19 protein-coding genes are annotated in these 20,324 nt (G+C 65.3%); 6 read left to right on the top strand and 13 right to left on the bottom strand.

Annotation, left to right across the window (positions count from 1 at the left end; translation table 11 throughout):
- Positions 1-11 precede the first annotated feature (11 nt).
- The gene (locus tag E5554_RS18005) at positions 12-1,001 is read right to left on the bottom strand and encodes an agmatine deiminase family protein (RefSeq protein ID WP_136187633.1); all 990 of its coding nucleotides are present in this window, start codon (positions 999-1,001) and stop codon (positions 12-14) included.
- Positions 1,002-1,102: 101 nt separating this feature from the next.
- On the opposite strand from E5554_RS18005, the gene E5554_RS18000 reads away from it, so the two are divergent.
- The gene (locus tag E5554_RS18000) at positions 1,103-1,555 is read left to right on the top strand and encodes a DUF6265 family protein (protein ID WP_136187632.1); all 453 of its coding nucleotides are present in this window, start codon (positions 1,103-1,105) and stop codon (positions 1,553-1,555) included.
- Positions 1,556-1,865: 310 nt separating this feature from the next.
- Here the strand turns inward: E5554_RS18000 and E5554_RS17995 are convergent, their stop codons facing one another.
- The 5 genes from E5554_RS17995 to rpsD all read right to left on the bottom strand — a co-directional run bounded on the left by E5554_RS17995 (position 1,866) and on the right by rpsD (position 6,298).
- Positions 1,866-2,246 (bottom strand): hypothetical protein, encoded by a 381-nt coding sequence (locus E5554_RS17995; RefSeq protein ID WP_136187631.1) that lies wholly within the window; start codon positions 2,244-2,246, stop codon positions 1,866-1,868.
- A gap of 60 nt (positions 2,247-2,306) precedes the next feature.
- On the bottom strand, positions 2,307-3,443 hold the full coding sequence (locus E5554_RS17990) for a glutathionylspermidine synthase family protein (protein WP_136187630.1): 1,137 nt from the start codon (positions 3,441-3,443) through the stop codon (positions 2,307-2,309).
- Positions 3,443-3,787 carry a hypothetical protein gene (locus E5554_RS17985; RefSeq protein ID WP_136187629.1) on the bottom strand — a complete coding sequence of 115 codons (345 nt, stop codon included), beginning with the start codon at positions 3,785-3,787 and terminating at the stop codon, positions 3,443-3,445. Before E5554_RS17985 ends, E5554_RS17990 begins: the two co-directional genes overlap by 1 nt.
- A gap of 72 nt (positions 3,788-3,859) precedes the next feature.
- Entirely contained in the window at positions 3,860-5,533 is a 1,674-nt protein-coding gene (locus E5554_RS17980; protein WP_136187628.1) for a M28 family metallopeptidase, read from the bottom strand.
- Between the two features lie 150 nt (positions 5,534-5,683).
- Complete coding sequence (gene rpsD / locus E5554_RS17975; protein WP_004211980.1) at positions 5,684-6,298, bottom strand: 30S ribosomal protein S4; 615 nt, start codon at positions 6,296-6,298, stop codon at positions 5,684-5,686.
- A gap of 232 nt (positions 6,299-6,530) precedes the next feature.
- Between rpsD and E5554_RS17970 the strand changes: the two genes are divergently transcribed.
- Complete coding sequence (locus E5554_RS17970) at positions 6,531-6,827, top strand: chorismate mutase (protein WP_037507836.1); 297 nt, start codon at positions 6,531-6,533, stop codon at positions 6,825-6,827.
- Here E5554_RS17970 and E5554_RS17965 read toward each other — a convergent pair.
- The 4 genes from E5554_RS17965 to rpiB form a co-directional block, all read right to left on the bottom strand.
- Entirely contained in the window at positions 6,824-7,909 is a 1,086-nt protein-coding gene (locus E5554_RS17965) for a TrmJ/YjtD family RNA methyltransferase (protein ID WP_136187627.1), read from the bottom strand. The genes E5554_RS17970 and E5554_RS17965 overlap by 4 nt on opposite strands.
- An 81-nt stretch (positions 7,910-7,990) precedes the next feature.
- Positions 7,991-8,452, bottom strand: a complete 462-nt coding sequence (gene nrdR, locus E5554_RS17960; protein ID WP_010337343.1) for a transcriptional regulator NrdR — start codon at positions 8,450-8,452, stop codon at positions 7,991-7,993.
- 6 nt (positions 8,453-8,458) lie between these two features.
- Positions 8,459-9,778, bottom strand: a complete 1,320-nt coding sequence (gene glyA, locus E5554_RS17955) for a serine hydroxymethyltransferase (RefSeq protein ID WP_136187626.1) — start codon at positions 9,776-9,778, stop codon at positions 8,459-8,461.
- A gap of 11 nt (positions 9,779-9,789) precedes the next feature.
- Positions 9,790-10,227, bottom strand: coding sequence for a ribose 5-phosphate isomerase B (gene rpiB / locus E5554_RS17950; protein ID WP_017501826.1), 438 nt, complete (start codon positions 10,225-10,227; stop codon positions 9,790-9,792).
- 102 nt (positions 10,228-10,329) lie between these two features.
- Here rpiB and E5554_RS17945 point away from each other — a divergent pair, with 102 nt between their 5' ends.
- Complete coding sequence (locus tag E5554_RS17945) at positions 10,330-10,515, top strand: hypothetical protein (RefSeq protein WP_136187625.1); 186 nt, start codon at positions 10,330-10,332, stop codon at positions 10,513-10,515.
- 64 nt (positions 10,516-10,579) lie between these two features.
- Here the strand turns inward: E5554_RS17945 and E5554_RS17940 are convergent, their stop codons facing one another.
- Positions 10,580-11,047, bottom strand: coding sequence for an Hsp20 family protein (locus tag E5554_RS17940; RefSeq protein WP_010337347.1), 468 nt, complete (start codon positions 11,045-11,047; stop codon positions 10,580-10,582).
- Positions 11,048-11,664: 617 nt separating this feature from the next.
- On the opposite strand from E5554_RS17940, the gene E5554_RS17935 reads away from it, so the two are divergent.
- Together E5554_RS17935 and E5554_RS17930 are read left to right on the top strand one after the other, a co-directional pair.
- Positions 11,665-12,915, top strand: a complete 1,251-nt coding sequence (locus tag E5554_RS17935; RefSeq protein ID WP_136187624.1) for a lipoprotein-releasing ABC transporter permease subunit — start codon at positions 11,665-11,667, stop codon at positions 12,913-12,915.
- Positions 12,908-13,594 carry an ABC transporter ATP-binding protein gene (locus E5554_RS17930; protein ID WP_004211993.1) on the top strand — a complete coding sequence of 229 codons (687 nt, stop codon included), beginning with the start codon at positions 12,908-12,910 and terminating at the stop codon, positions 13,592-13,594. The genes E5554_RS17935 and E5554_RS17930 overlap by 8 nt, the downstream gene beginning before the upstream one ends.
- Here the strand turns inward: E5554_RS17930 and E5554_RS17925 are convergent.
- Both E5554_RS17925 and E5554_RS17920 read right to left on the bottom strand, forming a co-directional pair.
- A complete protein-coding gene (locus tag E5554_RS17925; protein WP_136187623.1) occupies positions 13,583-15,388 on the bottom strand; it encodes a diguanylate cyclase in 1,806 nt (601 codons plus the stop codon). The genes E5554_RS17930 and E5554_RS17925 overlap by 12 nt on opposite strands.
- A gap of 64 nt (positions 15,389-15,452) precedes the next feature.
- Positions 15,453-16,625 (bottom strand): Yip1 family protein, encoded by a 1,173-nt coding sequence (locus tag E5554_RS17920; RefSeq protein WP_136187622.1) that lies wholly within the window; start codon positions 16,623-16,625, stop codon positions 15,453-15,455.
- A gap of 135 nt (positions 16,626-16,760) precedes the next feature.
- On the opposite strand from E5554_RS17920, the gene dnaE reads away from it, so the two are divergent.
- The gene (dnaE, locus tag E5554_RS17915) at positions 16,761-20,303 is read left to right on the top strand and encodes a DNA polymerase III subunit alpha (RefSeq protein ID WP_136187621.1); all 3,543 of its coding nucleotides are present in this window, start codon (positions 16,761-16,763) and stop codon (positions 20,301-20,303) included.
- Positions 20,304-20,324: the final 21 nt, after the last annotated feature.

Below are 20,324 nucleotides of genomic sequence, written 5' to 3'. Positions count from 1 at the left end.
GGGACTAACCCTTAGACCAGCGAGGGCATTTGCTGGCTGCAACAATGGAAGCTGCCGCCGCCCGACAGGATCGCGTCGCTGCGCAGGCCGACAATCTGACGCCCCGGAAAGAAGGGGGCGAAGGCATCGAGTGCCGCCTGGTCATTGGGCTGGCCATAGATGGGGACGATGACGGCGGCGTTGCCGACATAGAAATTCATGTAGCTGGCCGGGATCGCCTCACCATCGACCAGCACCAGGCCGGGCGAAGGGATGTCGACCACCTCCACGCCATGCGCCTTGGCGCGGGCGCGGGCGTCGGCATAAATGGCCGTATTGGGATCGTCCGGCGTGGTCGCGATCGGCAGCGCCAGTTTGCCCGGCGCGACGAAGCGGGCGAGATTGTCGACATGGCCGTCCGTATGGTCGTTGAGCAGGCCATCGCCCAGCCACAGCATGTCGGACAGGCCCAGCGCGCCGGCCAGCAGCGTTTCGATCTTGCCGCGATCAAGGTCCGGGTTGCGGTTGGGGTGGAGCAGGCATTGTTCGGTTGTGACGAACAGGCCGGTGCCGTCGGTGTCGATCGCGCCGCCCTCGAACACCCAATTCTGGGTGGAGGTCGTCATGCCGGTGGTCGCGGCCAGGCGCGCGCCGATATCCTCGTCACCGGGCATCTGATATTTGCCGCCCCAGCCGTTGAAACCGAAATCGACCAATGCGCGGTCTCCAGCGCCGTTCAGCACGGCGATCGGCGCGGTGTCGCGCAGCCATACGTCGCCCAGCCTGTGGACGGCGATGGTGACGCCCGGCGCGACCAGCGCACGCGCAGCGTCCGCATCCGCCTGGTTGGCGACGACCAGCCGCACCTCCTCGCCCTTGCCATCGGCGTGGAGCGCACTGGCGAAATCGGCGATCTGGCGACGCGCGCCGTCAAAGGCGCCGGGCCATTCTTCCGGGTTGGTCGGGAAGCCGATCCAGGTCCAGTCGTGCGGCGCCCATTCGGCAGGCATGCGAAAAGTCATAGATTTGTCCTTGCCCGGCGCGCTGGCCGGTCCGAGATAGCGGGAGAGATGTTGCGCGCTCCATAGCGCAGGGTCGCGGGTCTGGACAGAGGGTGTAGCGGGTGAAGAAGAGCGTATCGATCATGCTGGCGGCGCTGATGCTGGGCGCGGCGCCGCTGGCGCAGGCGGCGGACCTGCCCGAATGGCTGACCGGCGAATGGCAGCAGGAACGGGGCGACCGCTGGACCGAGGAACTCTGGTCGCTGCCGCGCGGCGGGGTGATGATCGGCATGGGGCGCAGCGGGCGGGGCGAAAGCCTGCAAAGCTGGGAGGTGATGCGGATCGTGCGGGCGGCGGACGGAACGCTGACGCTGCATGCGGCGCCAGAGGGCGGCAAGGAAACGATCTTCCCCGTGCTGGAGCAGGGCGTGCGCGACATCAGCTTCGCCAATCCCGACCATGATTATCCCCAGCGCATCCGCTACTGGCGCGAAGGCCGTCTGCTGATGGCCGAAACCGCGATGATGGACGGCAGCAACGCCCAGAACTGGACCTACGCCCCGGCGGGGCAATGAGGGGCGAGGTTGCGACCAGACCTAGTTCCTCCCCAAGCTTGCTTGGGGAGGTGGCAGCGCGAAGCGCTGACGGAGGGGAAATGGCGCAAGCGCAAGGCTATTGCCCCTCCACCGCCTTCGGCGGTCCCCCTCCCCAAGCAAGCTTGGGGAGGATTTTCGGACAGTCCGCTTCCCACCCAGGTCCGTCATGCCAGCGGAGGCTGGCATCTCACTTCTTTTAACGATGGGTTTGAAAGAAAAGAGAGATCCCAGCCTTCGCTGGGATGACGGGATGAAAGGCAGGTTGGAGCCTATGCGCCCACCTCAGACTTTAAGGCCGTTTTCCGCTTGGCTGGCTGCGCTGGGCTTCGGTCAGGCTCTGGAGGGCGCGGCCTTGCATGTCGATTTCGCGCTGTTCGGAATAGCTGAGGCCATCGCGGGCGCTGCGATCGGCCTGGGCATCGGCGCGGTCGGCCTCTCGCCGCAGCGCGCGCGCCTGTTTCCTGCTGAGCGAGCCGCTCTTGCGTCCGTCGCGTATGTCCTGACGCGCGCGATCCAGTTCATAGTCGCCCGAGGGCCGAGGCTCGACCCGGACATTGACCGGGCCGGGCGGTGCGGTCGGCTCTGTCTTGGGCGCGATTTGCGCGGGCAGCGTGGCCGGCAGGGCGAGGGCGGTCAGAAACAGGCTGGGCAGGGCAAGGGGGATGCGCATGGCGTTGCTCCTACAGGACGGGGCAAGGTCAGCCCCAAGCGCTGAACCCGCGCTGAACCTTCAGGCGATGATGTGCGGCACGAAGCGCGCGGCATTGCCGGTGATCGGCCCATCCTCGCGAATGCCCATGCCGGCGGGGTCGCCATCCACCACCCAGCTGCCGAGCACCGGCCGCCGGTCGCCTGCACCGGGCAGGGTATAGAGCCGCTGGTAGATGAAGCCTTCCTCGCCATAGTCGCCGCCGCTCTGGGCGACCGTTTCGCCATCTTGGACGAGGCGGACATTGGCGCCCTCGCGCGACAGCAGCGGTTTCACCACATGGTCGCCGGTCATGGCGACACGGCTGGCCTCCAGCAAATTGGGGTGGCCGGGGAACAGATCCCACAGGATCGGCAGGATCGCCTTGTTGCTCCAGATCATCTTCCAGATCGGCTCGATCCACAGGGTGGAGGACAGGCTTTCCACCACTTCCCGGCCAAAAGGTTCATGGACGATCCATTCCCAGGGATAGAGGTGGAACAGGGCGTCGATCGGCCGATTGTCGAGATCGACGAAGCGGCGGCGCTGATGGTCCCAGCCGAGCTGCTGGGTCTGGATCAACTGGGTGTCGATCCCCGCTTCGCGCGCCGTGTCGGCCATATAGGCGACGGTCACCGCATCCTCGCCCATATTGCCGTCGACATAGGTGAGGTGCAGCATCGACGTGCCACGCGGCGGGGCGATGGCGCGCCAGCGGTCGACCAGCCGCTCGTGCAGGCTGTTAAACTGGTCGGCGGCGGGAAAGACGGCCTCCTTCCAGTCCCACTGGATCACCGATGCTTCCAGTAGGCTGGTCGGCGTGTCGCAGTTAAACTCGAACAATTTGGGCGGACCGGCGCCGTCATAGCCGAGGTCAAAGCGGCCATAGTTGAGCGCGGCCGGCTCGCCGTCCCACGCCTCGCGGATCGCCTGATGACAGAAATCGGGAATGCCGAAGCTGCCGAGCAGATTCTGATCCAGCACATGCTGGCCAGCGGCGAGGAACAGGCGATAGAGTTCGGCGGTGGCCTGCTCGATCTCCGCGATCTCGTCCGGGCTGAAGCGATAGCAGGCGCTTTCATCCCAATAGGGCTGGGCATCGGCGCCATGCCAGACCAGGCCCAGATGCTCGACGCGGGCCTGCCAGTGCGGGCGCGGCGTGCAGGCGATCCGTTCCATCAGCTGTGGCCGCTGCGCCCCGACAGGCCAAGGCCGCCGCGCGTCACATTGGCCGAGGATGCCGGGCTGTAGCTATGGCCATAGGAGGGGGCGATCGACCCGCCACTGACCCGTTCGCCCACGCGCGCGACCGCGCTGCCCCGGCCCAGATAATACCAGCCATGGCCGCCGCCGCTGCCGCCCCAGCTGCAATTGCGGTCCTCGACCCGGCGTCCCTGCGCATCGCGGCACACACGCACGTCGCGGTCGGCCGTGTCGGGGCTGCGCGAGCAGCCGGTGGCGAGCAGGGCCGCCGCCATGGCCGATGTGATCGGCAACATGCGCCGGTCGAATTTCTGGGTCATGATCCCCCTTATAGCCCCGAAGATGAAAGGCCGGCGACAGCGTCCCCATGCTGTCGCCGGCCTTGACGATGCTTATTTGCCCGCGCGGTCCTTGTCGCGGATGGCGCGGAATTCGTCGCCATCGACCCAGTTGGGCCAGTCGGTCGTGTTCGCGAGCGCGCGGCCGACATCATAATAGAGCTTCAGGTCGGCGGCGACGCCGGTCCAGTCCCAGTTGGGATCATATTCGTCCTTGGGACCGTGATAGCGATGCTCGGTATAATCCTCCGCCGCGGCCATGCCGGCGGCGGTGCCGCCCTTCACCAGATCCTCGCCGCCCTCGAAATAGAGCATCGGCAGGCCATGCTTGGCGAAGCTGAAATGGTCGGAGCGGTAATAATAGCCCTTTTCCGGGGTCGGTTCGAGCGTGGCGACGCGGCCTTGCGCGCCCAGTGCGCGGTCGAGATAGGCATCGAGCTGCGACTTGCCCTTGCCGATGACGACGACATTCTTGGCGAGGCCCGCGACGCTCAAGGCATCCATGTTGACGCCGCCGACGGTCTTGCTGAACGGGAAGACCGGGTTGTTGCCATAATAGGCCGAACCCAGCAGGCCCGATTCCTCGCCGGTGACGGCCAGGAACACCTGGCTGCGGTCGGACGGGCCGGCCTTCACATTGGCCTGGGCCAGGGCGACCAGCGCGGCTGTGCCGGTGGCATTGTCGACCGCGCCGTTGCAGATATCGTCGCCGTCGGGCGCCGCCTGGCAGTGGCCCAGATGGTCCCAATGGGCGCTGTAGAGCACATATTCGTCGGGGCGGGTCTTGCCCGGCAGCAGGGCGACGACATTCTTCGACGCATGCTTGCGCAGGTCATTGTCGAACGAGACATTGGCCTTGATCGCGCCCAGCGGCACGGCCTTGAAGCCCTTCTGCTTGGCGGCGGCCATCTGCTGGTCGAGGTTGAGGCCCGCGTCGGCGAACAGGGCGGCGGCCTTGTCCTTCTGGATCCAGCCGATCGCGGCTGACTGGTCGGCATTGCCGCCCGGATTGTCGGCGACATGCTGCGACCCGGTCCAGCTCGACTGGACGACGTTCCAGCCATAGGCGGCCGGCTCGGTGTCGTGGATGATGATCGCGGCGGCGGCGCCCTGGCGCGCGGCTTCCTCGAACTTGTAGGTCCAGCGGCCATAATAGGTCATGGCGCGGCCATTGAACGGGCCGGTCAGGCCCGGCGTCTGATAATCCGGGTCATTGACCAGGATCAGCACCGTCTTGCCCTTCACGTCCAGGCCGGCATAGTCGTTCCAGCCCTTTTCCGGGGCGTTGATGCCATAGCCGACGAACACGACCGGGCTGTCCTTGACCTCGATCCGGGGCTGGGTGGTGCGATAGGTGCCGATCACCATTTCCGGTCCATAGGTGGCGGTGATGGGCGCCTTGCCACCCGTGAAGCTCAGGGCCGAGACATTCTTGGCGGTGATCTCGACCAGCGGCACATCCTGGAACCAACTGCCCTTGTTGCCGGGTTTGAGGCCCAGCTTCTCGAACTCGGCGGTCAGCAGCGCCAGCGTCTTTTCCTCACCCACGGTGCCGGGCGCGCGGCCCTCATAGGCGTCGGACGAAAGCTCCTTCACCAGCCGCTTCATCGTGTCGATCGAGGGGGCGGCGTCGCTCTTGGCGGCCGGGGCGGCCAGCGCGACGGCGGGCGTCAGGGCGGGAGCGGAAAGGGCGAGAACGGCGGCGATCGCCGCGACGGAGCTGCGCATGGGAATGACCCTTGGTTGGATAGGATGGCGGGGTGATGCCATCGCACCGGGGGCAAGGCAAGATTGTTACAAGGTAAAGAAAATGGCCAAAAGAAAAAGGGCGGTCCCTTGCGGGGCCGCCCTTCTCCAAATTCTGTCCGGAAAGACCGATTAGCGCGAATAGAATTCGACGACCAGATTCGGTTCCATCTTCACCGGGTAGGGCACTTCGTCCAGCGTCGGAACGCGGACATAGGTGACCTTGGTGGCGCCGTCGGGGGCGACATAGTCGGGGATGTCACGCTCGGGCAGGCTCTGCGCTTCGAGAACCAGCGCCATTTCCTGCGCCTTCTTGCCCAGGGTGATTTCGTCGCCCGGCTTCACCAGACGCGAGGCGATGTTGCACTTCACGCCGTTCACATAGATGTGGCCGTGCGAAACGATCTGACGGGCCGAGAAGATGGTCGGCGCGAACTTGGCGCGGTACACGACGGCGTCCAGGCGGCGCTCCAGCAGACCGATCAGGTTCTGGCCGGTGTCGCCCTTCATGCGGCTGGCTTCGAAATAGTTCTTCTTGAACTGCTTCTCGGTGATGTCGCCGTAATAGCCCTTCAGCTTCTGCTTGGCGCGCAGCTGGATGCCGTAGTCCGACATCTTGCCCTTGCGGCGCTGGCCGTGCTGACCGGGGCCATATTCGCGCTTGTTGACCGGGCTCTTCGGGCGACCCCAGATGTTCTCGCCCATGCGACGGTCGAGCTTGTACTTGGCGCTAGAGCGCTTCGACATACCTAATTCCTTACAACTGCATACTACGTTATCCGCCCTCCGGATCCGATGAACCGAGGTCCGCAGCAAGCGGAGGGCGAAGGCTTCCCGGTCATCGCCTGTTTCCATATTTCAGGGACAGGGCCGCCGCTTCACCGGGATGCGGGGCCAATCGCGAAGGCGCGCCTATGGAGAAGGTCGGATACTATGTCAAGCCTCGACAGCCGGCGGAGCGCGGCCTAATCCGGCGGCCATGAAGCCCGAAGACTATACCAGTATGACCGAGGTGCGCGCCGGTGTCGACGCCCTCGACCGCCAGCTCGTCGCCCTGCTTGACCAGCGTTTCGCCCATATGCGCGCCGCCGCCCGCATCAAGCCGGATCGCAGCGCCGTGCGCGACGAGGCGCGCAAGCGCCAGGTGATCGACAATGCCCGTGCGGAGGCCGAACGGCTGGGTGCGCCCGGCGACGTCATCGCGGAGCTGTGGGAGCAGCTGGTCGAAGCCTCGATCGCCTATGAAATGGCCGAGTATGACCGCACGCGGGGTTAACGCTCGCGCGGTCGGTTGAGGTGCGATAGCACGCCGCGGAGCGTGCGCACCTCCAGATGGTTCCAGCCCGGCTTGGTAAGCAGGTTGCGCAGCGTCAGCTTGGTCGCGGGTGCGCGGTCGGGCGGGAAGAAATAGCCGACCTTCTCCAGCAGCGTGTTGAGCTGCAGGATCATGCCTTCCAGCTCCTCCTGTGGCGCGGGTTCGCCCAGCTCGGTCACGGTCGGCTGGGCCAGATTGGCCTGCTTGGACCATTCATAGGCGCACAGGATCACCGCCTGGGCGAGGTTCAGCGAGCCGAATTCCGGGTTGATGGGCACGGTCAGGATCTTGCGGGCAAGCGCGACATCCTCGGTCTCCAGCCCCGAGCGTTCCGGCCCGAACACATAGGCGCAGCGGCCCTGTGCGGCATGGATTTCCTGCGCGGCTTCCTCCGGCGTGACCACCGGCTTGGTGACGCCGCGCTTGCGCACGGTGGTGGCATAGACATGGGCGCAGTCGGCGACCGCATCGGCCAGCGTCTCATAGACCTGCGCCTTGTCCAGGATGAAGTCCGCGCCCGCCGCCGCCGGGCCGGCATCGGGATTGGGCCAGCCGTCGCGCGGGGAAACAAGCCGCATCTCGGTCAGCCCGAAATTCAGCATCGCCCGCGCCGCCTTGCCGATATTCTCGCCCAGTTGCGGACGGACCAGGACGATGACGGGGGGGAGGGGGGAGGTGTCTATATTCATGGAACCAATTTTCTCGTCTGCCTCCACCTCCGTTCGCCCTGAGCGAAGTCGAAGGGCGTCACTGAGCGAAGGCGAAGTGGGTGAGACGGAAGCTGCCTTGAGCTCCTGCCAGTCTTCCGCGATCAAGGCTTCCTTCTTCTTGCGGGACCAGCCCTTGATCTGCAACTCGCTGGCCAGCGCCTCGGCGCGGGTCGGAAATTCGGCGGACCACATCAGTTCGACCGGCAGCCGTTCCGATGTGTAGCCCTTGATGATGCCCGATTGATGGGCGGCGAAGCGGGCGTCGAGATCGTCGGTGTGGCCCGTATAATAGGAGCCGTCCGCGCATCGCAGTATATAGCAATAGAACGCCATGCCGTCTCCTCGCCCTCGCTTCGCTCGGTTGGGGCCTTCGACTTCGCTCAGGCCGAACGGAAGATTATAGCGCCTTCCGTCTCACTCACTCCCGACCTCCTTCACCGTGCTGGCGAAATCCTCGAAGTCGCGGGCGTCGGTGAAGTCCTTGTAGACGCTGGCGAAGCGGATATAGGCGACGCTGTCGAGGCGTTTGAGCCCCTCCATCACCATCTCGCCGATCGATCGCGCCGGGATCTCGCTCTCGCCGCTGGTTTCCAGCTGGCGCTGGATGCCCGAAATCAGCTTCTCGATCCGGCTCGGGTCGATCGGCCGCTTGCGGCAGGCGATGCCGATGGAGCGGGCCAGCTTGTCGCGCTCGAACGCTTCCTTGCGGCCTTCGCTCTTCACCACCCAGATGTCGCGCAACTGGATGCGCTCGAAGGTGGTGAAGCGCGCGCCGCAGGCTTCGCACTGCCGGCGACGGCGAATGGCATTGCCATCCTCCGTCGGCCGGCTGTCCTTCACCTGGCTGTCCTCATGGGCGCAGAAAGGGCAGCGCAAGCGGGCTTACCCCTGATAGATGGGGAAGCGGGCGCAGAGCGCGGCGACACGCTCGCGGACGCTGGCTTCGACGGCGGCATCGCCGGCTTCGCCATTGTCGCGCAGGCCTTCCAGAACGTCGGCGATCATGTCACCGATATCCTCGAACTCGGCGACGCCGAAGCCGCGGGTGGTGCCGGCCGGCGAACCGACGCGGATGCCGCTGGTCTTGGTCGGCGGCAACGGGTCGCCCGGCACGCCATTCTTGTTGCAGGTGATGAAGCTGCGTTCCAGCGCCTCGTCCGCATCCTTGCCCGAAATGCCGTAGGGGCGCAGGTCGATGAGGGCGAGGTGGGTGTCGGTGCCGCCCGAGACCACGGCCAGGCCGCGCTGCTCCAGCTTGCCGGCCAGCGCCTTCGCGTTGGTGACGATCGCCTGGGCATAGGTCTTGAATTCGGGCTGCAGCGCTTCGCCGAAGGCGACAGCCTTGGCGGCGATCACGTGCATCAGCGGGCCGCCCTGGAGGCCGGGGAAGATCGCCGAATTGATCTTCTTCGCGATCGCCTCGTCATCGGTCATGATCATGCCGCCACGCGGGCCACGCAGCGTCTTGTGCGTGGTGGTGGTCACGACATGGGCATGGCCGAAGGGCGAGGGATGGGCGCCACCGGCGACCAGGCCGGCGAAATGGGCCATGTCGACCATGAACAGCGCGCCGACCTTGTCGGCGATCGCGCGGAAGCGGGCGAAGTCGATCTGGCGCGGATAGGCGCTGCCGCCGGCGATGATCAGCTTGGGGCTACATTCGATCGCCTGGGCCTCGACCGCGTCATAGTCGATCAGATGGGTGTCTTCGCGCACGCCATATTGCACGGCGTTGAACCACTTGCCCGACATGCTGGGCTTGGAACCGTGGGTCAGGTGACCACCGGCGTCGAGCGACAGGCCCATGATGGTTTCGCCGGGCTTGACCAGCGCCAGCATCACGCCGCCATTGGCCTGCGCGCCCGAATGGGGCTGGACGTTGGCGAACTGGCAGCCGAACAGTTGCTTGGCGCGGTCGATGGCGAGCTGTTCCACCACGTCCGACGGGGCGCAGCCCTGATAATAGCGCTTGCCCGGATAGCCTTCGGCGTACTTGTTCGTGAAGACGCTGCCCTGCGCTTCGAGCACGGCCTGCGACACGATATTTTCCGATGCGATCAGCTCGATCTGGGTCTGCTCGCGCTTCAGTTCCTGGGCGACGCCGGCGAACACGGCCGGATCGGCAGCGGCCAGGCCTGCGGTGAAATAGCCTTCCGAACGAATGTCGGACAGGTTGGGCTGGGTGAGGGTTTCGGTGCTCATCTCAAGTCCTTTCAGAGCGCGGGCTGGGACAGTTTCTCGACGCGGCCGGCATGGCGGCCACCGCCGAACTCGGTGGTGAGGAAGGCGGTGACGCAGGCCTTGGCCATGTCGACGCCGGTCAGGCGCGCACCCATGGCCAGGACGTTGGCGTCATTATGCTCGCGCGACAGCGCGGCCGACAGCGGTTCGCCTACCAGGGCGCAGCGGCAGGCCGGGTTGCGATTGACGGCGATCGAGATGCCGATGCCCGAACCGCAGAGCGCGATGCCGCGTTCCGCTTCGCCCGATGCGACGGCGGTCGCGAGCTTGTAACCAAAATCGGGATAATCGACGCGGTCGGCGGTGGCCGGGCCGAGGTCGGCGACCTCATGGCCCTCGTCGCGCAACCACTGCGCAAGTTCGGCCTTCAGGTCGACGGCGGCATGATCGGAAGCGATGGCGATTTTCATGGGTGCGGTCCCCTGCGGCTTGGGGTGATTCGTTTCTGCGCGCCTCATAGGGGCATGGGCGGCCAATTGCCACAGTCCAGCTAGGCGCCTATGGACTGGCCCATGGCGGGCATGATCCTTTCGATATTGATGCTGGCGGGTATCCTGCTGACCGGCGGGGGAATTTACGCGATCGTGAAGCGCGGCGACCGCAAGCGCGGGGTGCTGATGATCGTCGCGGGGCTGGTGATGTTCGGCAATGTCGCGATCAGCGCCATGCCGATGCCGCCACCGCAACAGGTTCGCTGAACGGCGGGCAGCAAGAAGGGCGCAACCTTGCGGTCGCGCCCTGTGCTTGTTTCGGATGGCCGGATCAGGCGGCGTCGCGATCCTTGTTGATGTCGACCAGATGGCCGCCATTCACGGCGATCTTCTTGGGCTTCATCGCTTCGGGCACTTCGCGCACCAGTTCGATCACCAGCAGGCCGTCGGCCAGGTCCGCCTTTTCGACGCGGACGAAATCGGCCAGTTCGAAGCGGCGTTCGAAGCTGCGATTGGCGATGCCGACATGCAGGAACTTGGAACGGTCGGCATTGGTCTCGTCCTTGCGGCCGATCACCTGGAGCAGATTCTGCTGGGCGGTGATGTCGATTTCCTCGGGACGGAAGCCGGCGACGGCCAGGGTGACGCGATAGCGGTCCTCGGCCAGGCGTTCGATGTTGAAGGGCGGGTAATTGTCGCCCTGCGCCAGACGGGCATTATTCTCGATCAGGTCGAACAGACGATCGAAGCCGACGGTCGAGCGGCGATAGGGGGTAAGGTCGAAACCACGCATGCTCATAATCTCCAACAGAGCAAAATGATCCTGCCGGACCCGGTCTTCGGCGTCCGGCCTATGCTTGCGCCCGGCCCCATGTGGCGGCCGGACGGGATTGATATGGTTGGCTCTTTGCGTTGTTCAAGAGGGGACAGGGCGAAGCATCGCGCCGCCTGTCCTACAGCGCCCGCAGGCGATAGACTGGCGAGAAGAGGGCGCGGGAAATGGACGGAAGCGTAACAAAATTTCCGTCTCGAATCCGAAAATGCCAAGATGTGCGGGAAATGTGCGAAGTTAAGCGGGAAGAGGGCCCAAGAGTCGCTGAACAAAAAAGTGCCCGGGCCGCTTTCGCGATCCGGGCACTTAATGGACGATTGCTCGTCTCCCCCTTGGCCTGCCTCTACCGACTTCTCAGCCCCCTAAGCTTGAAGTGGGAAGCAGTATCCCTGAACCACGGCCTTTTGCCTGTGCCTCGGGAGCCTTGCTATGACTGGCGCAGCCTGCTGTCACGGGCAAAATCCGGGCTCTGTGATTTTCTGTATCGGCCTGTGTCCCGTGTGCAACAATTCCGCAATCCTTGCCGTTAAGGCTCAGCCTGCTAGACCGGCCGCATCACTACCAGAAGGGCCATTCGCGCCACCATGATTCTATCCCGCTACGAACGCATGATCGCCAAGCGCTATTTGCTGCCGGGCAAGGGGGAAGGCTTCATCTTCCTCGTCGCCGGCATCAGCCTGGCCGCGGTCATGCTCGGAGTCGCCGCGCTCATCATCGTCATGAGCGTCATGAACGGGTTCCGCGCGGAGCTGTTCGACAAGATTGTCGGCCTCAACGGCCATGCCGTGGTGCAGGGCTATGGCGGGCGCCTGCCCGACTGGCGCGATGTGCTGAAGGAAGCGAAGGCGACGCCGGGCGTCACCAGCGCGACACCGCTGATCGAGCAGCCCCTGCTCGGCAGCTATCAGGGGCGGGTGGAAGGCGTGCTGGTGCGCGGCATGACCGTGCCCGACATTCGCAGCAACACGACGCTCAAGGGCAAGATCGTCGCCGGCGATCTCAACGCGCTGACCGCCAATAGCGAGAAGGTCGGCATCGGCGTGCGCCTGGCGGAAAATCTGGGTATCCAGGTCGGCGACCATATCAGCATCATGAACCCGGCGGGCCGGTCGACGCCGTTCGGCACCGTTCCCCGCCAGATTTCCTATCAGGTGGCGGCGATCTTCGAGGTCGGCGTCTATGATTATGACAAGGCCTTCGTGGTCATGCCCATCGAGGATGCGCAGACGCTGCTGCTGCTGGGCGATGTCGTCAGCATGATCGAGGTCGAAACGGTCAATGCCGACAGGGTCGGGTCGATCCTGGAGCCGCTGGCGGCCAAGGTCGCGGGCCGCGCCGTGGTGCAGGACTGGCGCCAGATGAATGCCAGCCTGTTCGAGGCGCTGGCGGTCGAGCGGGTGGCGATGTTCGTCGTGCTGTCGATCATCGTGCTGGTCGCGGTGTTCAACATCCTGTCTTCGCTGATCATGCTGGTGCGCGCCAAGACCCGCGACATCGCGATCCTGCGGACCATGGGGGCGAGCCGGAGCGGGCTGGTGAAGATCTTCATGACGGTGGGTGTGACCATCGGCACGCTGGGCATGGTCGCCGGCATGGTGCTGGGCTTCACCTTCCTCTTCTTCCGCCAGAGCGTGGTGAATGTGATCCAGTTCGTGACCGGGCAGAATCTGTGGGATCCCTCGATCCGCTTCCTGACCGAATTGCCGTCCAAGCCCGATCCGGTTGAGATCGTGATCATCTGTCTGATGGCGCTGGTCTTCAGCTTCCTCGCCACCCTCTATCCGGCCTTCAAGGCTGCCAATACCGATCCTGTCCAGGTGCTGCGCTATGAATGATGTCCTCAAGGTCAGCGGCCTGTCCCGCAGCTTCACCCAGGGCGGCGTCACGATCGACGTGCTGCGCGGCGTCGACCTGACGGTTGGGCCGGGCGAGATCGTCGCGTTGCTCGGCCCGTCGGGCTCGGGCAAGTCGACGCTGTTGCAGGCGGTCGGCTTGCTGGAGGGCGGGTTCGACGGATCGATCCGCATCGCTGGCGAGGAAGCGGCCAAGCTGGACAATGACGGGCGCACCCGCCTGCGCCGCGATGCGCTGGGCTTCGTCTATCAGTTCCACCACCTGTTGCCCGATTTCAACGCGACCGAGAATGTCGTGCTGCCGCAGGTGATCAAGGACGCGACCATGGACGCGGCGCGGACCCGCGCGGAATCGCTGCTGACGGCGCTGGGGCTGGGGCATCGGCTCGACCATCGGCCGAGCCAGTTGTCGGGTGGCGAGCAGCAGCGTGTCGCGGTCGCCCGCGCGCTGGCCAATCGCCCGGCGCTGGTGCTGGCGGACGAGCCGACCGGCAATCTGGACGAGCGCACTGCCGACGTGGTGCTGGCCGAATTCCTGCGCCTGGTGCGGGGCGAAGGATCGGCAGCTTTGGTCGCCACCCATAATGAGCGGCTGGCGGAAAAGATGGACCGGGTGGTCCGCCTGCACGAAGGGCGGCTGGAAGAGGCGTCAGCCCGGTAACATCCCCTCGCGCGCGGTCGCGACCATGATCTGGTCGCGGCCCTCGCCCTTGGCGCGCAGCAGCGCGGCGTCGGCGGTAGTGACCAGTCGGACGGCGGCGCCATGGTCGGGCCAGGCGGCCAGGCCAAAGGAGGCGGTGATCGGCCCCAGTTCCTGACCGCGATGCTCGACCCGCAGGTCGCGGATGCGCTGCTGGATCTGGGCGGACCGGGTGAGCGCCTGCTCCAGCGTGAAGCCGGGCATCAGGAGGACAAATTCCTCGCCGCCCAGGCGGAAGGCAAAGCCCTGTTCGCGCAGCGAGTCGCCCAGCACCGCACCAACCGCGCGCAGCACCGCGTCGCCGGCATCATGGCCATAGCTGTCGTTGAACCGCTTGAAATGGTCGATGTCGACCATCAGGCAGGCGAGCGGGGCATGGTTGCGTTCCGCCTCGTCCACCAGCGCTTCGAACATGGCGTCGAAATGGCGGCGGTTGGGCAGGCCGGTCAGCGCGTCGGCCATCGCCATTTCACGCAGCGCGTCGCGCAGGCGCAAATTGGCGAGCGCCAGGCCGATATTCTCCGCCAGCATTTCCAGATATTTTTCCGCCCGGTCGAGATGATCGGCATCCATGTCGCGGGTCTGTTCGAAATAGAGCAGGCCGATGCTTTCCCCCTGTGCCGCCAGCGGGATGCAGATGGTCGGGACGGCGGTTTCGCCTTCCAGATGCTCGCAGGCAATGTCGACCATGCCGCCGCGCGGCTTGTGGACCTGGCCGCGTCGCAGCGCCCAGCAGGCCGAGGCCGGGAAATCGTTGCGCGACTGTTTGGGGTCGAGCCAGTCGCAGGCCTGCAGCATCATGTTGCGGCGAATGTCGTGGATATAGAGGCGGCCGGGGAAGTCGGGCGTGATTTCCGGGGTGAAGCGGCGCACCACCTCGACCAGATCGGCGGTGCTGTCGCAGCCCTGCAGGCGCTGGGTCATGCGCGACAGCAGGTCGCGCATGGTGCGATCGACATCGCGCTCCTGCTCCAGCCGTTGCCGCTCCAGGCCATTTTCACGGAAAATACGGATCGCCTGCGCCATGTCGCCAATCTCGTCCACCTGCGGGAAGTCAGGCGGGATCGCGGCAAAATCCTGCGCGGCAAGGCGGGTGACGACATCGCTCAGGCGCACGACGGGATGCAGGATGCGCTGCTTCAGCACGAAATAGAGGACGCACAGGAACAGCAGGGCGGTGACGCCCAGCATGATTTCCGACATGGTCCGCCACTGGCGCGCGGTATCGGTCGCGCCCTGCACCGCCGTGTCGGTGCGATGGTCCAGCATATATTGGAAGCGGCCGACCTGCGCCGCCACCCGGTCCAGTTCGCGGCCATATTCGTCGCCGAAGAGGATGGTGCGGGCGGTCTTGTCATCGCCCGCCTGCGCCGCCTTGATCGCGACATCCTGTTCGTCGGACAGGGCGTCGGCCCACTGGATCGCCTGGCGCAGCGCATTCAGTTCATTCTCGTTGGCGCCGGCGTCCTTGAGATGCCGGATACGGTCCTCGACGGAACGCAGCGCTTCCTTCTCGCGGCGATAGACGACCAGATGGCTGGGATCGCCCGAAATCACATAGCCGCGCGCCTGCTCGGTGAGGCGATAGACATCCTCCTCCAAGGTGGAGGTCAACTGGTCGAAACTGGCACGCTGGGCGACCGCGGCGCGCTCGCGCTGTTCCGCGCCGGACGCGAACAGCATCGTCGTGCCCGACGCCAAAGTGAGCAGGACGGTGGCCCCATAGGCCCAGTTGGTGATCGTGGATAAACGCATGGTGGCGCCTAACCTAAGCCCTATAGCTTGGCAATTCGTTACGCGGGCGACCTCATGACATTGCCTATTTTGCGGCGAGCGCGCTCAGTCGGTCGAGATCGAGCGCGTTCACTGCGGCCTTCAATTCCCCGATATCGGCGACGGTGCCCTCCGCCTCGACCATGAAGCGGTCGGCCAGTGTGGTGGCATATTTGCCGTGGCGGCTGTCCTTGTCCCATTCCTCGGTCACGATGCGGCCGTCGATCGTCTGGGTGCGCTCATAGCCGCTGGCGGTCTGGCGGTTCGACTGGACGTTGAGCGCCGCGCCGATCCCGGCAAAGGCGCCGGCCACTGCGATGTCGTTCACCTCCAACTCGATCTCGTCGTCGCCGGCACGGTAGCGGGCGGAGGCATGGGCGCCGGCGGACATGCCGCTGCTTTCCATCTCGGTGCGGGTGAAGCGGCCGATCTTCTCGGGCAGCAGCGCCTGCAGCACATCGGGCGCGATCGCTGCGGAACGGCCATTGTTGGTCGCTTCCTCCATCCGCTTGGCGGCCTGTTCCATCTGCTTTGTCGCGGCGTCCATCTTGTCGACGTCGATCTTGCCGATGCCCGGCACGGTGATCTCACCGCCGATCTCGTCCGGCCCGGCATGGCCACCCGGCAGGCCGCTGAACGGCATGGCGAGCAGGCTGGCGAGGATGAAGAGCAGCGCGCCCGCGACCATGGTGACGATGGTGTAGGGCAGCGCCTTCTGCTCTGGCACCTTCATCAGGCGCGGCAGGCCGAGATAGAGGAGATAGAGGCTGTAAAGCCCGAGCAGGCCGAGCATGCCAAGGCCCGGTAGCAGCGAGAAGATGCCGGCCAGCCAGCCGGCGGTCGCCGAATAGGCGGAAATCTTGAACGCTTTCAGCTTGTCGCGCTGGCCGCCGAAGCTGGGGGCGAGGAAGTTGATGATGATGGCCAGCACGGCGAGGCCGATCAGCGACAGGACATAATGGGCGATGGCCATGCCGATCGCGCCGATCAGTGGCGGGCGCCAGGTAATGCCGAACAGGCCATGGCCAAAGACCTGTCCGCCGATCAGGGTCGCGAGCGGCGGGATCGCCGCCAGGATCATGGCATAGCCGGTATAGATGCTGCCGATGCTGGCCGGTTCGGCCTCGATCAGCGGCCATTCGTCCTTGGGCCGCAGGATGATCGCCTTGGCCCGGTCGGCGATGCCGGGCGGGGTGGAAACCGGGTTGCTGTCCGACATGACCGTTCTCCCTGTTCTTTGGGCGCGATAGGATCAGCAAGCGCAGCCCTTGGCAAGCGACAAGTGGTGATCTTGTCCACAGCTTTTCGCCGGGCGGGACTGGCGCGCGGGCGCGGGCGTCGTTAGATTGCCGCGATGTCTCATTCCGCCTTCGTACCGCTGCGCATCTTTTCGTCCTTCACCATGCTCGAAGGGGCGATCGACCCCAAGAAGATCGCCAAGCAGGCCAAGGCCCTGGGTTTTCCGGCGGCGGCGATCACCGACCGCAACGGCCTTTATGGTTCGATGGCCTTTTCCGATGGCTGCAAGGGCGAGGGCGTGCAGCCGATCGTCGGCGCCATGCTGGGCGTGGTGCGGCCGGGTCGGCCATCCAACGCGCCGGCGGTGCATGACTGGATCGCCCTCTATGCGCAGGATGCGGGCGGCTATGACAATATCTGCGCGCTCGTGTCGATGGCGCATCTCGACCGGCCGCTGGAGGAAGTGCCCCATGTCACGCTCGACATGCTGGAGGGGCGGACCGATGGCGTGATCGCGCTGACCGCCGGCGGGGAGGGGGCGATCGCCCGCCTGTTCGCCGAGGATCAGCCCGACGCCGCGCTCGCTTATGCCGACCGGTTGCAGGCGTTGTTCCCCGATCGCCTCTATGTCGAGATTTGCCGCCGGCTCGACCCGATCGAGGGCAAGGCGGAGCCGCATCTGCTCGACCTGGCCTATGACCGCAATCTGCCGCTGGTCGCGACCAACCCGACCTGCTTTGCCGAGCCGGAATTTCACGCGGCGCATGACGTGATGCTGTGCATCGCCGATGGCGCCTATGTCGAGACGCCCGACCGTCGCACCAGTTCGCCCGACGCCTGGATGAAGCCGGCGGCGGAGATGAAGCGGCTGTTCGAGGATCTGCCCGAGGCGCTGGCCAATACGCTGGTCGTGGCGCAGCGCTGCGCGGTGATGGCGCCCAAGCGCAAGCCGATCCTGCCGAGCCTTGCCGGCGATATCGAGGGCGAGGGCATCATGCTGCGCGACCAGTCGATCGCGGGGCTGGAAGCCCGGCTGGAAAAGGCCGGGATCATCGCGGACGAAGCGCGCCAGCCCTATTTCGAGCGGCTGAAGTTCGAAATGGACATCATCATCCAGATGGGCTTCCCCGGCTACTTCCTGATCGTGGCCGACTTCATCAAATGGGCCAAGGATCATGATATTCCGGTGGGGCCGGGCCGTGGTTCGGGTGCCGGATCGCTGGTCGCCTGGGCGCTGACCATCACCGATCTCGATCCGCTGCAACTGGGCCTGCTGTTCGAGCGCTTCCTGAACCCGGAACGCGTCTCCATGCCCGACTTCGATATCGACTTCTGCGAAACGCGGCGCGGCGAGGTGATCCGCTACGTGCAGCAGAAATATGGCAGCGACCATGTCGCCCAGATCATCACCTTCGGTAAATTGAAGGCCCGCGCCGTGCTGAAGGATACCGGCCGCGTGATGCAGATGAGCTATGGCCAGGTCGATCGCCTCGCCAAGCTGGTGCCCAACCATCCGACCGATCCCTGGACGCTGGAGCGATCGCTGAACGGCGTCGCCGAGTTCAAGGCGGAATATGACAATGACAATCAGGTCAAGCGCCTGATCGACTATGCGATGAAGCTGGAGGGCTTCCCGCGCCACAGCTCCACCCATGCGGCCGGCGTGGTGATCGGCGACCGGCCGCTGAGCCAGCTGGTGCCGCTCTATCGCGATCCGCGATCCGACATGCCGGTGACCCAGTTCGACATGAAGTTCGTCGAGGGCGCGGGGCTGGTGAAGTTCGACTTTCTCGGCCTCAAGACGCTGTCGGTGCTGCAGAAGGCGGTGCAGCTGCTCAAGGGGCGCGGCGTCACGGTCGATCTCGACACACTGGCCTGGGACGATGCCAAGGTCTATGAACTGCTCCAGCGTGGCGACACGGTCGGCGTGTTCCAGCTGGAATCCGAAGGCATGCGCAAGACGCTGGCCGCCGTGCGTCCGACCAATTTCGGCGACATCATCGCGCTGGTGTCGCTCTATCGTCCCGGCCCGATGGACAATATCCCGATGTTCGGGCGCCGCAAGAACGGCCAGGAAGAGATTGAATATCCGCACATCCTGCTGAAGCCGATCCTCGAGGAAACCTATGGCATCTTCGTCTATCAGGAACAGGTTATGCAGGCCGCCCAGATCCTGGCCGGCTACTCGCTTGGCGACGCCGACCTTCTGCGCCGCGCCATGGGCAAGAAGATCAAGGCGGAAATGGACGCCCAGCGCCTGCGCTTCGTCGAGGGCTGCGCCAAGAGCGACATCAAGCCGGCCAAGGCCAACGAGCTGTTCGACTTGATCGACAAGTTCGCCGGCTATGGCTTCAACAAGTCGCACGCCGCCGCCTACGCGCTGCTCGCCTATCAGACCGCCTGGCTCAAGGCCCATTATCCGGCGGAATTCTATGCCGGGTCGATGGCCTTCGATATCCATCTGACCGAAAAGCTGACCGTCTTCGTCGACGATATGCGGCGCATGGGCATGACCTGCCTGCCGCCCGACCTCAACCAGAGCGAGGCCGACTTCACCGTCGAGGCGGTGCCGTTCGAGGGCGATGATCCGCGACTGGGCTTTGCCGTGCGCTATGCGCTGGGCGGCCTCAAGGGCGTGGGCGAGAAGGCGATGGAACAACTCGTCGCCGAGCGCGAAGCCAATGGCCCGTTCAAGCATCTGGACGATCTGGCCGACCGGATCGAGCCGCGCCTGCTCAACCGGCGCCAGCTCGAAAGCCTGGCGGCGGCCGGTGCGTTCGACACCATCCATGCCGATCGGGCCGGGGTGCATGCGGCGGCCGAAACCCTGTTGAGCGTCGCGGCAAGCGCGGCGCAGGCGCGCGAAAGCGGGCAGGGCGGCCTGTTCGGCGATGTCGAGACGGCCCATGCCGACGTCCGTATCCCGCCGCATCAGGCCTGGACCGTGTCGGACCGGATGGCGCAGGAAAAGGAGGCGTTCGGCTTCTATTTCTCGGCCCATCCGGTCGACCGTTTCCGTCATCTGGCCGATGCGCGCGGCGCGAAAAGCTATGGCGAAATCTGTTCGCAGCCAATGGGCATGCCCAATGCCGAAGGGCGGGTGATGGGTATCATGGCGGCGATGGTCGAGGATGTGCGCTGGCGCGAGACGCGGCGGGGCGCGCGCTATGCCAACGCCACCTTCTCGGACCAGAGCGGCCAGTTCCAGGCGAGCTGTTTCGACGAGGATGCCTGCAAGCAGATCGAGGAACTGGCGCGCGAGGGCGATTGCGCGCTGCTGCATGTCGAGCTGGATCGCCTGCCGGGCGAGGAAACGCCGCGCGTCACTGTGCGCCGGATGGAGCCGTTCCGCGAGATCGCCAACGTGTCGCGCATGGAGCTGGTGCTGGACATCGAGATGGTCGAGGCCGTCGCCAAGCTGGCCGCGATCCTGTCCGGCAGCCGGGGCGGGCGGTGTGAGGTGTTCGTGCGGGCGCCGATCGGCGATGGCAAGGCGGCCCGCGTCTTCCTGGGCGACGACTTCACGCTGGGCGCCGATCAGGTCGACGCGATTAGTGGCATTGCCGGGCTGACCGTCCATAATCTGGCGCGGATGGAGGCGAAGTCGGACGGCTATCGCACCCGCCATCGCCGATCGGCCATGCGGCTGGTCGGCTGATCCCGCCCGTTTTCCCAGTTC

The sequence above is a fragment of the Sphingobium sp. PAMC28499 genome, from assembly GCF_004795815.1.
GTDB classification, from domain to species: Bacteria; Pseudomonadota; Alphaproteobacteria; order Sphingomonadales; family Sphingomonadaceae; genus Sphingobium; species Sphingobium yanoikuyae.
This window is presented reverse-complemented; position numbering and strand designations above follow the sequence as displayed.